Origin of the sequence: Massilia brevitalea (assembly GCF_030711405.1) — a bacterium.
Taxonomy (GTDB): Bacteria; Pseudomonadota; Gammaproteobacteria; order Burkholderiales; family Burkholderiaceae_D; genus Telluria; species Telluria brevitalea.
Genome location: NZ_JAULSI010000036.1, coordinates 1 through 15,667 on the forward strand (window position 1 = coordinate 1; position 15,667 = coordinate 15,667).

At 65.3% G+C, this 15,667-nt stretch carries 12 protein-coding genes; 7 read left to right on the forward strand and 5 right to left on the reverse strand.

From position 1 onward, the window contains the following. Positions 1 to 228 precede the first annotated feature (228 nt). Together QWL29_RS20115 and QWL29_RS20120 are read right to left on the reverse strand one after the other, a co-directional pair. Positions 229 to 1,761 (reverse strand): DEAD/DEAH box helicase, encoded by a 1,533-nt coding sequence (locus tag QWL29_RS20115; protein WP_305824656.1) that lies wholly within the window; start codon positions 1,759 to 1,761, stop codon positions 229 to 231. A 420-nt stretch (positions 1,762 to 2,181) separates the two neighbouring features. Next, positions 2,182 to 3,468 (reverse strand): transglycosylase SLT domain-containing protein, encoded by a 1,287-nt coding sequence (locus tag QWL29_RS20120; protein ID WP_305824657.1) that lies wholly within the window; start codon positions 3,466 to 3,468, stop codon positions 2,182 to 2,184. A 444-nt stretch (positions 3,469 to 3,912) separates the two neighbouring features. Between QWL29_RS20120 and QWL29_RS20125 the strand changes: the two genes are divergently transcribed. From QWL29_RS20125 to QWL29_RS20145, 5 genes are all read left to right on the forward strand, one after another. Then, positions 3,913 to 4,482 carry a DUF1415 domain-containing protein gene (locus tag QWL29_RS20125; protein WP_305824658.1) on the forward strand — a complete coding sequence of 190 codons (570 nt, stop codon included), beginning with the start codon at positions 3,913 to 3,915 and terminating at the stop codon, positions 4,480 to 4,482. After that, positions 4,463 to 4,684, forward strand: a complete 222-nt coding sequence (locus QWL29_RS20130) for a DUF1289 domain-containing protein (protein ID WP_305824659.1) — start codon at positions 4,463 to 4,465, stop codon at positions 4,682 to 4,684. Before QWL29_RS20125 ends, QWL29_RS20130 begins: the two co-directional genes overlap by 20 nt. A gap of 221 nt (positions 4,685 to 4,905) precedes the next feature. Continuing rightward, entirely contained in the window at positions 4,906 to 8,127 is a 3,222-nt protein-coding gene (locus QWL29_RS20135) for an EAL domain-containing protein (RefSeq protein WP_305824660.1), read from the forward strand. After that, positions 8,090 to 10,408 carry a xanthine dehydrogenase family protein molybdopterin-binding subunit gene (locus QWL29_RS20140; RefSeq protein WP_305824661.1) on the forward strand — a complete coding sequence of 773 codons (2,319 nt, stop codon included), beginning with the start codon at positions 8,090 to 8,092 and terminating at the stop codon, positions 10,406 to 10,408. The genes QWL29_RS20135 and QWL29_RS20140 overlap by 38 nt, the downstream gene beginning before the upstream one ends. Positions 10,409 to 11,087: 679 nt before the next feature. Further along, the gene (locus QWL29_RS20145) at positions 11,088 to 11,342 is read left to right on the forward strand and encodes a hypothetical protein (protein WP_305824662.1); all 255 of its coding nucleotides are present in this window, start codon (positions 11,088 to 11,090) and stop codon (positions 11,340 to 11,342) included. A gap of 50 nt (positions 11,343 to 11,392) precedes the next feature. On the opposite strand, the gene QWL29_RS20150 is transcribed toward QWL29_RS20145, so the two are convergent. The 3 genes from QWL29_RS20150 to QWL29_RS20160 all read right to left on the reverse strand — a co-directional run bounded on the left by QWL29_RS20150 (position 11,393) and on the right by QWL29_RS20160 (position 14,444). Further along, entirely contained in the window at positions 11,393 to 11,866 is a 474-nt protein-coding gene (locus QWL29_RS20150; RefSeq protein WP_305824663.1) for a nuclear transport factor 2 family protein, read from the reverse strand. A gap of 295 nt (positions 11,867 to 12,161) precedes the next feature. Beyond that, a complete protein-coding gene (locus tag QWL29_RS20155; protein ID WP_305824664.1) occupies positions 12,162 to 13,340 on the reverse strand; it encodes a putative sulfate/molybdate transporter in 1,179 nt (392 codons plus the stop codon). Between the two features lie 9 nt (positions 13,341 to 13,349). Continuing rightward, positions 13,350 to 14,444 carry a substrate-binding domain-containing protein gene (locus QWL29_RS20160; protein ID WP_305824665.1) on the reverse strand — a complete coding sequence of 365 codons (1,095 nt, stop codon included), beginning with the start codon at positions 14,442 to 14,444 and terminating at the stop codon, positions 13,350 to 13,352. A gap of 70 nt (positions 14,445 to 14,514) precedes the next feature. Here QWL29_RS20160 and QWL29_RS20165 point away from each other — a divergent pair, with 70 nt between their 5' ends. Together QWL29_RS20165 and QWL29_RS20170 are read left to right on the forward strand one after the other, a co-directional pair. Further along, positions 14,515 to 14,775, forward strand: a complete 261-nt coding sequence (locus QWL29_RS20165; protein WP_305824666.1) for a type 2 periplasmic-binding domain-containing protein — start codon at positions 14,515 to 14,517, stop codon at positions 14,773 to 14,775. 39 nt (positions 14,776 to 14,814) lie between these two features. Further along, entirely contained in the window at positions 14,815 to 15,642 is an 828-nt protein-coding gene (locus tag QWL29_RS20170; protein ID WP_305824667.1) for an ABC transporter substrate-binding protein, read from the forward strand. Positions 15,643 to 15,667: the final 25 nt, after the last annotated feature.

The following is a 15,667-nucleotide window of genomic DNA, read 5'->3' on the forward strand; positions in this document are numbered from 1 at the left end:
TCACATTAGGGTGGGCACTCCGTGCCCACGCGGTTACGTGCGCATCATTCGGCCTGACACTGCCGCGCGAGCGACATCTCCCTGCCGCCAGCTAAAGGATACGTATGTAACCGCGTGGGCACGGGGTGCCCACCGTACGAACCGGCAAGTTCAGCCATTCGACGATGAGCAGGGACGAAAAAAAACGGCCGCCAAGGCAACCGTTCCTTATTCAGATCACGTCAGCGATCAGTTGTCGCCGAAGGTGCGGCGGGCGCCTTCGAACGAGCGCGGATGCGCGTTGCCGCTGCGGAAGCCGCCTTCACGGCGCTGGGCGCCTTCACGCGGGGCCGAGTTGTGACCACCCTCGCGGTTGTAGCCGCCGGTGCGTGGCGCCGCTTCACGGTTATAGCCGCCTTCACGCGGAGCTGCATCGCGGTTGTAACCGCCACCCTGCGGTGCGCCTTCGCGCTGGCCGTAAGGCTTGCTGAAGCTGCGCTGGCCCGGCTTGGCGGCGCTGCGGCCGTCGCCTGGTTTCCAGCCCGGACGGGCGCCGCCGCGCGATGCCGGTGCGGCACGCTTCGGCTCGAAACCTTCCACCACGTTGACCGGAATCAGCTGCTTGGTGAAGCGCTCGATGCGCTTGACGTTGATGCCTTCGGCGTGGTTCACCAGCGAGATCGCCAGGCCGTTACGGCCTGCACGGCCGGTACGGCCGATGCGGTGGACGTAGTCTTCCGGGAACTTCGGCAGGTCGTAGTTCACCACGTGGGTGATGGTCGGCACGTCGATGCCGCGGGCAGCGACGTCGGTGGCCACCAGCACGCGCACCTGGCCGCGGCGCATGCTGTCCAGGGTGCGGTTGCGCGCGCCCTGATGCATGTCGCCGTGCAGCGCGGCGGCTGCGAAGCCGGCGATGTTCAGGCGGTCGGCGATCATGTCGGCGTCGCGCTTGGTGGCGGTGAAGACCACGGCCTGGTCCATCGTGTCGTCGCGCAGCAGGTGGTCGAGCAGGCGGTTCTTGTGCGACAGGTCGTCGACGAAGTGGACGCGCTGCACGATGTTTTCATGGCGGTTGGCCGCGCTCATGATCTGGATCGTCTGCGGATTCTTGGTGATGCGGCGCGCCATGTTGCCGACGACGCCGTCGAGCGTTGCCGAGAACAGCATGGTCTGGCGCGTTTCAGGCGTGGCGGCGACGATCTTCTCGATGTCGTCGATGAAGCCCATGTCCAGCATGCGGTCGGCTTCGTCGAGCACCAGGATTTCCAGTTCCGAGAAGTCGATCTTGCCCGATTCCATGTGGTCGATCAGGCGGCCTGGGGTCGCCACCAGGATTTCAGGGTTCTTGGCCAGCAGTTGCATCTGCTTCGGGTAAGGCATGCCGCCCAGGATCGAGACGGCGCGGATGCGGCGCATCGAGCTGGTGTACTGCTCGGTCGCGGTGGTCACTTGCAGTGCCAGTTCGCGGGTTGGGGTCAGGACCAGCATTTTCGGCTTGGCCGCGGTAAAGCGAACGCGCTCGCCGCGCGAGCGGGCCGACTGCGCTTCTTGCGCAGGAGTGCGGCCGGCAGGAGCAGGCTCGGCGCTGGCCAGCTTGTGCAGGGCCGGCAGCATGAATGCCGCGGTCTTGCCCGAACCGGTTTGCGAGGAGACCAGCAGGTCGCGGCCGCCGATGGCGGCAGGGATGGCCTGTTCCTGGACTGGGGTCGGCTTGGTGTAACCGGCTGCGGCGACTGCCTGGACGAGGGACGCGTGGAGACCTAGTGCTTCAAAACTCATTGTTTAATTTTCTTTCGGTAGAAATCAGCGCTCATGGATGATTTCGGAGCGCAAAATAGCAACGCGAACCAACACAACGAAATGACTCAAAAATGAAAGAAATTTCGGCACAAAAGCTTTGCGCCGGGACGGTGTCAAGGTGCGACACGCAGGGCGGGAGGGCTTTATGGGAGGGTATCTGATTGATACGCCTGGCTTGCGAAGCTGCTAGTAAATCGGTACTGACGCTGCCACGGCCATGAGTCTGGCGACTCAGGAATCACGTTCATTTTGCAGCGCACAAACGACACTATACAGCAGATTCAACGACCTTGCACAGTGAGGTCGATTTGATGTTGCGCAAACAGCGGACTTGATGCAAGTCCGCTGCCTGGCGGGGAGGGCAGGAAGGCGGGTGCTTGGCGCCGCCTTGATATTGTATCAGCGGTGCTTGCGCTTGCTGGATACGGCCACGGCCTTGCTCTTGTAGCGCTGGGTGCGCGCGCCGCTGCGCTTGTCGCCGCGGTCCGCTTCCAGGGTCATGACGGCATTGTCGACGATGTTCTCGGCGATGTCGCTGTGCATGCTGGCCGAGATCCTTGGCACCAGGATGGTCGAGCCGGCCTTCAGGCGGGTTTGCGCCGGAATGTTGTTGGCCGAGCGGATGACTTCCGGGGTAGTGCCGAACTTCGAGGCCAGCGAGGTGATGCTTTCCTTGGCGCCGGTGATCTTGTGCGTGGTCCAGCTCGACAGCGCCTGGCCCCACTGCGCCAGGTTCAGGTGGAACTTTTCCGCGTTTTCCTTCGGCAGCAAAATCTTGGTCTTTTCGTCGCCGGTGATGACCGGGCGCTTGAACTGCGGGTTCAGGGCCTTGAATTCGGCGAGCGACATTTCGGCCAGCTGGGCGGCAACGGCGATGTCGATGTCGCTGGTCTTGTCGACCGCGGTGAAGTAAGGCTGGTTGTCGATCACCGGCAGGTTGACGCCGTACTGGCCCGGGTTGGCGACGATGTTCTTCACGGCCTGCAGCTTCGGCACATAGTTGCGGGTCTCGGCCGGCATCGAATCGGCCAGGCTTTCGAAGTCGGTCGGCTTGCCGGCTTCCTGGTTGCGCTTGATGGCCTTCTGCACGTTGCCTTCGCCCCAGTTGTAGGCGGCCAGGGCCAGCTGCCAGTCGCCGAACATGGTGTACAGGCGCTGCAGGTAAGTCAGGGCGGCGTCGGTCGAGGCCAGCACGCCGCGGCGCTCGTCCTTGAACGTGTTCTGCTTCAGGTTGAAGTCTTTGCCGGTCCCGGGCACGAATTGCCAGATGCCGGCGGCGTCGGCGCTCGACAGGGCTTGCGGGTTGAAGGCGGATTCGATGATCGGCAGCAAGGCCAGTTCGGTCGGCATGCCGCGCTTTTCCAGTTCCTGCACCACGTGGTACATGTAGAGCGAGGCGCGGCCGGAGATGCGGGCCATGTACTCCGGCTTGGCGCTGTACGACTTGGCGTGGCGCTCGACCAGGTTGTTGTTGATGTCGGGAATCGCGTAACCGCTGCGAATACGGCCCCAGACGTCGGTTTCCTTGTATTCGTCGACCTTCAGCGAGGCGGCGGTGGCCGGGCCTGCATTGCGGGCGAGGGTGGCGCTCCCGGTGGCATTCGCCGGCGCGGCATCGATGGCCATGGCGAGCGGTGCGGAACACAGCAGCACGATCGCAGCGGCAAGGGAAGTGTAGCGGGTCATGTCGTTGTAGTCTTTCCAGTGTTGCGTCCAGGAACGGCGGGACTGACAATAAGGGGGCAGTGTAAGTAGCTGCGGCTGAGACAGTCAAGCAATAAGTCCGGCTGGTTACAAATTTTTCTGTCTACTCAATATGCTAACAAGAAATACTTTATGGAACTTTTTAACGGAGTATCCGGTATTTATTTGGAATACGTAGAGGGAAATGCGTTTTTGATGCCAGGGTACTCCCTTGGGGTATGCAAAAAATTGCCAAGCAGAAGATATTCTTTGAAGCAATAAAATGAAGTGTGGCCGGCTTTCCTGAAGGTTCATGAAGCCTGCGATCCAGCCCGCTTGTAGACGTTCCCAACTTACCCGGCACGCATTGCCGGTCTATGAGCGCACGCAAACTCTGCGTACAATCGCGCTTTCGCCCCAGGCGTTTCTTCTTATCGAAAGCACTACATGAGCAAGCCCAACCTGAACGCCGACGACGATGCGATCGTCGCCGCCACCCGCCGCTGGCTGGAGAAAGCCGTCATCGGCCTGAACCTGTGCCCGTTCGCCAAGTCGGTGTATGTGAAGGAACAGGTGCGCTACGTCGTGTCGCCGGCGCGCACGCCCGAGGCCTTGCTGGAGCAATTGATGGACGAGCTGCAATTGCTGTCCGATTCCCCGGCCGAGAAGATCGACACCACGCTGCTGATCCATCCTTTCGTACTCGACGATTTCCTCGACTACAACGAGTTCCTCGACGTGGCCGACGCCGCCGTCGAGGACATGCACCTCGATGGCGAGCTGCAGGTGGCCAGCTTCCACCCGGACTACCAGTTCGCCGACACCGACAAGAACGACATCGAGAACTTCACCAACCGCGCGCCGTATCCGATCCTGCAGCTTCTGCGCGAAGACAGCATCGAGCGCGCCGTGGAAGCCTTCCCCGACGCCGCCGAGATCTTCGAACGCAACATCGAGACCATGGAAAAACTGGGCCACGAAGGCTGGGACAAGCTCGATGTCGGACCAGCACGCTAAGCCGGCAGTGGCGCCGCCGCCGGTGCCGAATCGGCCGGACACGCCCTGCGTCGCGGTCTGCTCGACCACTTTCGACGACATCTGCCGCGGCTGCGGACGCACCGTGGCCGAGGTGGCGAACTGGGTCTCGATGGACGCCGGGCAAAAGGAAATCGTGTGGCAGCGCATCCTGGCCCAGGGCTATCCGCGCCGAAATACCTGATCGTTTCGACAATTCCCGAGCACGGTTGAAACGCGGCTGTAGTATTGACGCGCCATATGCGATCATGGAAGCGACACCGGCAGTTTCCAGGCGTGGGGCGACTGTCGGTCTCATATGGACGTGCAGCGTCAATCATGGTGACTAGCAGCAATTAACTATGCATAATCGTGGGCTTCTGCACACCCGACCGCCGGCCGAGCCGGCCCAATGATTGCGGCCCGATGATGTTCCCGATTGCCTTGCGCGCACTTCCATCCAGACTGAGCCGTTTATATCACAGCTCGGTCTACGGCGCGCTCATCATCGTGGTGGTCTGCGGCCTGGTGATTCCGGCCCTGGCCGCCGGCTACCTGCTGCTGGCGGTGCAGGAACGGCGCGTGACCGTGGCCGAACTCGACGCCACCCTGCAGCGCAATGCCGAAATCCTGGCCCTCGGCGTCCAGGAATCGCTCTGGAACATGAACACCGATGCCGCCCGCTCGCTGGTCGATTCGGTGATGCGCGACCCCTCGGTGGTGCGGATCGAGGTGCGCGGCGTGGCCGGCAGCCCGGCCGGCGCCGGCCTGATCGACGCCCGCGCACCGGCGCGCCCGCTGGGCCGGGTGCTGCGCGCCGAGCGCCAGATCATGGTGCGCGGCCAGCCGGTCGGCCAGGTGGTCATCGAGATGGACGACCTGCAAAGCGAGCAGGCGCTGCGCCACAAGCAGGTCAATTACGCGCTGGTGCTGGCGCTGCAGGTGGTGCTGTCGCTGGCTCTCATTGTTACCTTTCTGCGGCGCCGCCTGCATCGGCCGATGCGTGGGCTGTCGGCGTTTTCCGACCGTCTCTCGCGCGGCGACTTCGACACCCCGCTCGACCTCGATGCCAAGGGCGAACTGGCGCGGCTCGGGCGCCAGATGGAGCGCATGCGCACCGCGATCCGCGCGCTGTTCGTCGACATCGCGCGCCGCGAGGAGCAGTTCCGCACCATCGTCAACCAGGTGCCGGGCGCCGTGTTCCGCGCCTGCCCCGGCGGCGCCATCGAGTTCGTCAGCGACGCCATCGAGGACATTTCCGGCTACCCGGCCGCCAAGCTGATGCGCGGCACCACCGAGGACTGGTCGAACATCGTCTGTGCCGAAGACCGGCGCCTGCAGCGCCACATCACGCGCGAAGCGATCAACACCGGACGCAGCTACGAAATCGAATACCGCATCATCGACGCCCATGGCCTCGAGCGCTGGGTGCTGGAAAGCGGCCAGCCGCAAGGCAGGCCGGGCGACCCCGATTTCCGCGTCGACGGCATCATCTCCGATATCAGCGAGCGCAAGCACAACGAAATGCGCATCGAGGCGCTGCTGGTCGAGCAGGGCGCGATCCTCGACAACGTGATGTTCGGCGTGGTCTTTACACGCGAACGGCGCATCGTCTCGGCCAACCAGCGCGCCGAGGAATTGTTCGGCTACCCGGACGGCGCCCTGGTCGACCAGCCGGCGGCGGTGCTGTTCGCGAGCCAGGACGAACACGCGCGCGCCGAAGACGTCTTCTTCCCGCGCATGGCGCGCGGCGAGAACGCGCGCCACGAGCGCCAGTTCCGGCGCCGCGACGGCAGCCTGATCTGGTGCCTGGTGAGCGGCAGCCCGCTCGTGCCCGGCCAGCCGGAAGCGGGCAACGTCTGGGTGTTCGCCGACATCTCCGAGCGCAAGGAGGCGGAGGAAGAGCTGCGCCTGTCGGCCACCGCGATCGCCCACATCGCCGACGGTGTAATGGTGGTCGACACCAAAGGACACATCGTCGCCGTGAATCCCGGCTTCACGTCCATCACCGGCTATACCGAGGCCGAGGCGATTGGCCACTACTGGGACCTGACGCGCTCGAACCGCCATGACGACGCCTTTTACGCCAACCTGGTGCGCGAACTCGAGGCCAGCGGCTTCTGGCGCGGCGAGGTCTGGTCCTGCCGCAAGAACGGCGAAGTCTTCCTCGAGTGGCTGACCGTGTCGGCGGTACGCGGCAGCGACAACGCCGGCGCTGGCCCGTCGAACCCATTGAGCCCGCCGACCCCGCCTACCCTCCCTACACATTATGTGGGCGTGTTCAGCGACATCACGCGCCTGAAGGAATCGCAGGAGCAGCTCGACTTCCTGGCCCACCACGACCCGCTGACCGGCCTGCCGAACCGGCTGCTGTTCCAGGACCGGCTGCTGCATGCGATCGGCCGCGCGGCGCGCGAGCACCAGCAGCTGGCCGTGATGTTCATCGACCTCGACCGCTTCAAGAACGTCAACGACACGCTCGGGCACCAGACCGGCGACCGGCTGCTGGAACAGGTGGCGGCGACCCTGAACGCGCGCTTGCGCGAGGGCGACACCCTGGCCCGCCTGGGCGGCGACGAATTCATCGTCCTGCTCGAGCACGTGGATGGGCAGTACGGCGCGGCCCAGGTGGCGCAGAAGATGGTGGCGCTGTTCGAGCAGCCTTTTTTGGTATCCGGCCACGAGCTGTTCGTCACCGGCAGCATCGGCGTCGCGCTCTATCCGCAAGACGCGCAGGATGCGAACCTGTTGATCCGGCACGCCGACGTGGCGATGTACCAGGCCAAGGCGCGCGGCCGCAACGGCTACCAGTTCTATTCGCCGGCCATGGATGGCGAGGGCGTCGAGCGCCTGCGCATGGAAGCGCTGCTGCGGCGCGCCATCGAGCGCGGCGAGATCTTTTTGCATTACCAGCCGCAGGTGGAAATCGACAGCGGCCGCCTGCTCGGGGTCGAGGCGCTGGTGCGCTGGCGCCATCCCGAACTGGGGCTGGTCAGTCCGGCGCGCTTCATTCCGATGGCCGAGGACACCGGCTTCATCAACCAGCTCGGCGAATGGGTGCTGAACGAAGCCTGCCACCAGATGGCGCGCTGGGATGCGGCGGGCTTGCAGGTGCCGAAGATGGCGGTGAATTTGTCGGTGCGCCAGGTCGAGCGCGGCGCGATGGCGCCGCTGGTCGCGCGCGTGCTGGCGGCGACAAGCTTGGCGCCGGGGCGGCTGCAGCTGGAGGTGACGGAATCGATCATCATGAACACCGGGGATGCCGCCGCCTTCATCGGCGAACTGCACGGCCTGGGTGTGGGACTGGCGATCGACGACTTCGGCACCGGCTACTCGTCGCTGGCCTACCTGAAGCAGCTGCCGGTCGACGTGCTGAAGATCGACCGCAGCTTCATCAAGGACATTCCGGCCGATGCCGACGACGAGGCGATTGCGATCGCCATCATCCAGCTGGGTAAGAGCATGAACCTCTCGGTAATCGCCGAGGGGGTGGAAAACGAACAACAGGCAGCCTTCCTGCTGCGCCACGGATGCAACCGGGCGCAGGGGTTCCTGTACGGCCGGCCGGTGGGGCCGGAAGCGCTGCTGGCAGACTGGGGACAGGACACGCATGAGAGACAATCCGGGCAACGCGAACATCGATCCTGAGCCCGCGCAGGGCGCTTTGCCGCGCCGTTCGCGCCGCCGGTTTTTGCTGGGCGGCCTGCTGGGCAGCGGCGCGCTGCTGGTCGGCTGGGGCATGCAGGCGCCGCGCCAGCGCCTTCATACGTCGGTGCCGCTGCCGGTCGAGAAAGGCGTGGTCGCGCTGAACGGCTGGGTGGCGCTGCATCCCGACGGCACGGTGTCGGTGGTGGTGCCGCGCAGCGAAATGGGGCAGGGCGTGCACACGGCCTTGCCGATGCTGGTGGCCGAGGAGCTCGACGTGCCGCTGGCGCAGGTGCGCATCGCCCCCGCGCCGATCGACAAGATCTTCGGCAACCTGGCCGTGCTGCGCGAGAACCTGCCTTTCCACCCCGACGAACGCGGCAACGTGAAGGACGGCGTGCAGTGGATGCTGTCCAAGGTCGGGCGCGAACTCGGCATCATGTTCACCGGCGGCTCGACCAGCGTCAAGGATGCCTGGGTGCCGATGCGCGAAGCCGGCGCCGTGGCGCGCGCCATGCTGGTCAAGGCGGCAGCCGAGGACTGGAAGGCGCCGGTGGCGTATTGCCGCACCGAGGACGGCTACGTGATGCACCGCGACGGCCGCCGCGCTTCCTACCCCAGCCTGGCGGCGCGTGCCGCCGAGGTGGGCGCCGGCATCGATGCGTCGGATGTGAAGCTGAAAGAGCCGCGCGCATTCCGCCTGATCGGCAAGCCGGTGCCGCGCCGCGATACCCCGGGCAAGGTCGATGGCAGCGCGCGCTTCGGCATCGATGCGCGGCCGGAAGGCATGCTGTATGCGGCGGTGAAGATGTCGCCGGTGATCGGCGGCACGGTGGCGTCGTTCGACGCCGCGGCCGTCAAAGGCATGGCGGGCGTGAGTGGCGTCGTCGATGTCTCGGGTGCGCTGGGCGAATTTTCCGGCGCAGGCGCGGGCGTGGCCGTGGTCGCGCGCAGCTGGTGGCAGGCGAAACAGGCCGCCGCAGCGCTCCCCGTCACCTGGAACGAGGGCGCCCACAGCAAGCTGTCGTCGGAAGCGATCTACCAGGGGTTTGCCGAGGCGCTGGACAAGGAATCCGGCTACGCCTACTTCGAATCCGGCACCCAGGACGTGCGCGGCGTGGCCAGTACAGTGAGCGCCGAATACCGCGCGCCTTTCCTGGCCCACGCCACCATGGAACCGGTGAATTGCACCGCGCAGGTGGCGAACGGCAAGGTACGGCTGTGGGCCTCGACCCAGGTGCCGAGCATCGCGGTCGACGTCGCCGCCAAGGTGGCCGGCGTGGCGCGCGAGGACGTCAGCATCGAGGTGATGCTGCTCGGCGGCGGCTTCGGACGGCGGCTGGAAGGCGACATGGTGGCCCAGGCGGTGGCCGTGGCCATGGCCAGCAATGGCAAGCCGGTGCAGCTGATCTGGACCCGCGAGGACGACACGACCCACGACGTCTACCGCCCGGCGGCGCTGGCGCGCTTCACGGCGCAGCTCGACGCCGAAGGCCGCATCCTGGCCTGGAACAACAAGTCCGCGGGCGGCGCCATCGGCCACCAGTACTTCCCGCGCAACCTGGGCCTGCCCGGCATGGGGCCGGACAAGACCACGGCCGAGGGCGAGTACGACATGCAGTACGAGATCGACAACCAGCGCATCGCCCACGTGATCGTCGACAGCGCCGTGCCGCTCGGCTACTGGCGCTCGGTGGGGCATTCGCACAATGCCTTCTTCAAGGAGGGCTTCCTCGACGAAGTGGCGCATGCGGCGGGGCAGGACGGCGTGCGTTACCGGCGCGCGCTGCTGGCCCGCCACCCGCGCCACCTGGCGGTGCTGGATGCCGCGGTGCGCGCCGCCGGCGAGGCCCCAAGCGGACGCGCGCATGGCGTGGCGCTGCACCAGTCCTTCGGCAGCATCGTGGCGCAGGTGGCCGAGGTCTCGGTGGAAGGGACCGACATCCGCGTGCACCGCGTGGTCTGTGCGATCGACTGCGGCATCGTGGTGAACCCGAACATCGTGGCGCAGCAGATGGAGTCGGCGGTGGTGTTCGGCTTGTCGGCGGCGCTGGCCGGCGAAATCACCATCCAGGACGGGCGCGTGCAGCAGTCGAACTTCGGCGACTACCCGGTGCTGCGGATCGACCGCACGCCCGTGGTCGAGACCATCATCGTGCCGAGCGCGGAGCCGCCCGAAGGCGTGGGCGAACCGGGCGTGCCGCCGGTGGCGCCGGCCGTGGCGGCAGCGGTGTTTGCGTTGACGGGGAAACGGTTGCGCAGTTTGCCGCTGCGTTTGACTTAAACAACAGGGGTCAGGTCTGCCATCCGGACACGAGCTCGGCTGTAAGGACGGCTTGCTTGCGCCTGCGCTCGCCAGCTTCGGGCTGCTGCTTCCGCGCCAAGGCCGAGTCCATGTCCGGTTGGCAGACCTGCCCCCGCTTTCCATCCAGTACAGCGACGCAATACTGACGAGGCTGCCGATCGGTACCCGGCGGCCAGCCATTTTCTTTGAGAATTCGACGGACATAATGCTCAGCACCTGGCAAGGCCCGGTGGGTTGTGAAGCCCTCTGTCGGCTGCGTGCTCGACTGCGCTTGCCAGGCACTCCATCGATTCAACAAGAAAACCAGGCTAGTTCATGAGCAAATTTGTACTGAAGAAGGGCACGATCGTCAAACACGGCACCTCGCTGGGGCGCCTCCACGAGATTCTCGCGAACGGACTCGTGCCGGGCGCCGAAGGTCATGCCAGCCGATCGACGATCGAGTTGCCGCCCGAGACCGCGGGTGTATATGTGGGCGAACTGACGGCGTATTTCGGTGCCTATGCCAATTTCGCGGCCGAGATTGCCGGGTACATGGATGACCCAAGGATGCTGAAGGCCGCCATATGCGCGGTGGTCAATCCGACGGCCATGCGCGAGCTCGACCTGCCCACGCCGCCAGACCTGGTCGGATTGCGAACTGTTCGCCGGCAGCCTGATGCAGTCGAGTCAGCGCGAGGTGCCGGAAAAGCTCATCGGGGCATATGTGCGGCGCTTCGGTGCGCTGGCGCTGTCGCAGCGCATCGCCCCGACACGGGAGGCGGTCGAGCGGCTCATCGGGCACAAGGCGCTGGCGGTCGATCACAATCGGGCATTCAACCACCTGCGCATCTTTCACGTCATGAACGAGATGGCGCGCGAATACGACATCCGGATGGTGCGGTCGTTCGGGGACAAACTGGTGCTGGCGTAAGCGCGGCCAAGGGTGCTCCGGCGGAAGCGATCCCAGCCGGCATCGCCAGGTCAGCGCGGGGCCGGATTTTCTTCCGCCGACCAGACCACGCCGGCGATCTTCCAGCCGGCGTCGGTGCGCACCAGCTGCCAGCTTTCCTTGCCCCAGGCGCTCTTGTAGTCGCCGATCATGAAAGCGAAATCGAACCATACCTGGGCGATTTCGCCATCGGTATCGATGCGCATGTTGGAGATGGCTTCGGAACGGGCCTGTTTCGACCTGGCGATGCTCTCGATGAATGCTCTGGGACTGCCGCTCTGGACCCGGGTCGCCAAGGGGATATTCGTGTCTTTCAGCCTGGCGTTGTAGCGCAGCACGCTGTCATCGGTGTAGACGACATTCCAGGTGATGTCCTCGCGCAGGAACAGCTGCATGAAGCCGGCCGTGTCCTTGTCGACGATGGCGGTGCGAAAGCGCTCGACCAGCTGTTCGATCTGCTGCCTGCTGGCGTTGGTATCCTGGGCGAACGCAGGTGGCGGAGGCAAGACAAGCAACCCAATGGCGAGCATGAGAGTGGAAAACGCGGTTCGCATCTGCTGCATCTCCTCCTTTAGCATGGACCTGACGATACGCCGCCGCGCCAACGCTTGGTTATGGAATAATTGTTTGCTAGATACTAGCATCAAAATATTCTTTCTTGCGGAATCATGTGATCGCGCAAACAGCCGGGGGCAGGTCTGCCATTCAAACACGAGCTCGGCTTTAGCAAGCCTCGCCTCTGCGTCAGCCCCTTTCACTAGCCTGCGCGTCCAGCGCCAAGGCTGAGTCCGTGTCTGGATGTCAGACCTGACCCTTGTTGTGTTTTTGCCGGCATATGCAGCAAGCCGCGATGCCCACCAGCAGCCCCAGCCCCACGTTCCACAAGGCCGCCGCCGCCGTCAGCGCCACCGGCAGCAGCACGCGCCAGTCGCGCGTGCGCGGTGCGTTGCCGATCGCCAGCCTGACGCCGGTAAGGAACAGGATCGCGCCCAGCACCGCCGCCGGCACGGCCTGCAGCAGGAAAGCGATGGCCCCGCTGAAGCACAGTGCCAGCACCACCAGCGTGGCGCCGAAGATGATCGGGGCGCCGCCGCTGCGGGCGCCGAAGGCCGCATAGGCCGCCATGCCGCCGGCGCCGTGGCACATCGGTACGCCGCCGATGGCGCCGCCGGCCAGGTTCATCACGCCGGTCGACACCGACACCTTGCGCACGCTGGTGGCGCGGTCCGGAAACAGGCGGTTGTTTTCTTCGGTAACGCCGATGATGGCGTTCCCCAGCGTGAGCGGCAGCTGGGGCAGGGCCAGCAGCAGGGTGCCGGTGACGAAGTCCTGCCAGTGCAGGTCGGCGATAGCCAGCGCGGGCAAACGCAGGTGGAAGCCGAACGAGGCGCCCTCCCACAGCGCCGGCTGGCGCAGCACGCCGTAGGCCAGGCCGACGAGCAGGACCAGCATCGCCGGGAACAGCCGGCTGTTCCTCAGCACCACGGCAAGTATTAGCGCCGCCAGGGCAGCCATCCAGTCGCCGGCCATCATGCGCAGGCCCTGCAGCATGAAGGAGATGCCCAGGCCCAGCATCACGCCCAGCACCGCGCCGCGCGGAATCGCCCGCGCCAGGCGGCTGGCGGCGCCGCTCAGGCCCAGCAGCAGCCACAGTATTCCGGTGACAAGGCTGGCCGCGACGACTGCGCCGCTGGAAATCGCGGCCGCCTGGGCCACTGCGACCGCGCCGACCGCCTTCATCGGCTGCACCGGCAGCGGGGTGCGGTACACGAAGCCGCAGCACACCAGGGCCGCGCCAAAGGCGAGCAGGATGCCGACCGGGTCCATCCCCAGCACGCTCACATAGGCGACCACGTAGGGAATGAAGGTGCCGAGGTCGGCAAAGGCGGCGGCCCACTCGGCGCGGTCGAAGCGCAGCGGGGGTGGAGCCAGTCCCGGCGCCACCTCCGCTTGCACCACCTGCGGCAGCTCCTCATTCATACCGGTTCTTCACTTGGGTTTGCGGAAGGCATACCAGGGCAGGGCGCGGCTCAGCGACACGACCTCGCCGGCGCCGCTGGTGTCGTAGCCGGGCAGGTCGGCCGTCAGGCGTTGCCACTCGCTGCGCGCCAGCAGTTCTCGCAGTTTCGCGATCGGCGCGGCGTCGACCGCTTCCTTCAGGCAGACAAAATAATACTGCTCGCGCATCACGGGAATGAAATCCAGCCCGAACTCGACCGCCGCGGCCTGGATGCCGAAGCCGGCGTCGGCCAGGCCGGAAGCCACGGCCGCGGCCACCGACAAATGGGTCGGCTCGGCACTATCGAAGCCGCGCACGCTGGTGGTGGCGATGGCCGCCTGGCGCAGCAGCTGTTCCACCGCCAGCCGGGTGCCGGAATTGACTTGCCGGTTCACGAAGCGCACGTCCGGGCGCGCCAGGTCCGGCACGGCGTGGATGGCTTTCGGATTGCCGTGCGCGACCATCAATCCTTGCTGGCGGCCGACGAAGTTGATCAGCTTGTGGCGCCCTGGTTTCAACAGCGACTTGAAGGCTTTCTGGGCCATGCTGCCGGGTGCGCGGTCTTCGCTGACGTGGAAACCGGCCAGCTGGCATTCGCCGCGCTCCAGGGCTTCCAGGCATTCGACGCTGCCGCGGAACTGCAAATCGAGGTGCAGCTTGGCGCTGCGGCCCATGAATTCCTTCAGGCGCGGCAGGGCCAGGTCGTGGCTGGCGCACATCGGGATCACGTGTGCGCCCGGATCAAAAGCGAGCGCGAACTCGCGTTCCATCTCGGCCACCAGGTTCTCGATCTGCGGCAGCACGCGCATGCGTGCACGGCGCTCGGCAAACAGCAGCTTTTCGCCGAACGGCGACAGGCGCGCGCGCTTTCCCCGTTCCCAGACGATGAGGTCCGAGGCCAGCGCGGTTTCCCACTTTTTCAGCTCGCCCCACACGTGGCGGTAGGACAGGCCGAGCGTGATGGCTGCCTGGCCGACCGACCCCGCGCCGTGGATCGCCGTCAGGATGTCGAACAAGGGATTGTCGAGCTGGGAGCGCAGGGCGGCGGAATCGGCGAAGGTGTAGGTTAGCTTAACGTGCAACATATGCAAACATGTTCATATTGAAAGTTTCTGAGGGCGGCTTACCATAGCACATCGATAAGAGGCCGAGGGATTGCCCCCGGTCAGCGACCCGATGGGCGACTACACCCGGCAGTTTTTCCGCAAAGCTGATCTGCAGCAGCCCGGCCTGTACGCCGTGCTCGATGCCAAGGCGCCGAAGCTGTCGGGCGCCGCCAACCTCGACCCGACCAGCACGCTGCCCTGCATCACGGCTTTCGAACAGGACCGCGCCGACGCCTGCATCATGTACTGCACGAATGCCTCGCTGGGCAAGCAGGGCCAGGACATCCTGTGCAAGTACGGGTTTCATTGAACGAATACGGTTGACCAAATTTAAACGAGAGAGAAAAGCATGACCCACCTGAAGAAACACCTTGCCGTATTCGGCTTCCTGCTGGCGGCCGCCGTCCCGGCATTCGCGCAGCAAGTCATCAAGCTGTCGACCACCACCAGCACCGAGAACTCGGGCCTGCTGCAATACCTGCTGCCGAAGTTCGAGGCCAGGACCAACTCCAAGGTCAACGTGATCTCGGTCGGCACGGGTAAAGCGCTGGAGCTGGCGAAGAACGGCGACGTCGACGTGACCCTGGTGCACGCGCGCGCCTCGGAAGACAAGTTCGTGGCCGAGGGCCATGGCGTGAACCGGCGCGACGTGATGTACAACGACTTCATCATCGTCGGCCCGGAGACCGACCCGGCGAAGATCAAGGGCAGCAAGGACGTGCTGGACGCGATGAAGAAGATCACGGCCAGCGGCGCCAAGTTCATTTCGCGCGGCGACAATTCCGGCACCGACCAGATGGAACGCGCGTACTGGAAGCAGACCGGCAGCCAGCCGCAAGGCGGCAACTACGTGTCGGCCGGCCTGGGCATGGGCGAAGTGCTGACCATGGCCGCCGAACTGCGCGCCTACACGCTCACCGACCGCGCCACCTACATCGCCTACCGCGCCAAGACCGGCCTGCAGATCGTGGTCGAAGGCGACACCAGGATGTTCAACCCCTACGGCATCATTGCCGTGAATCCGAAGAACTTCCCGCAGGCGAACTACAAGGGCGCGATGCAGCTGGTCGAGTGGATCACCTCGCCGGAAGGCCAGGGCCTGATCGCCGCGTTCAAGGTCGAAGGCCAGCAGGTGTTCTTCCCGTCGTATGCGGGAAACAGCAGAGGCGGCAAGTAAGATGGCGCGCGCCGGCGCTTGGGGA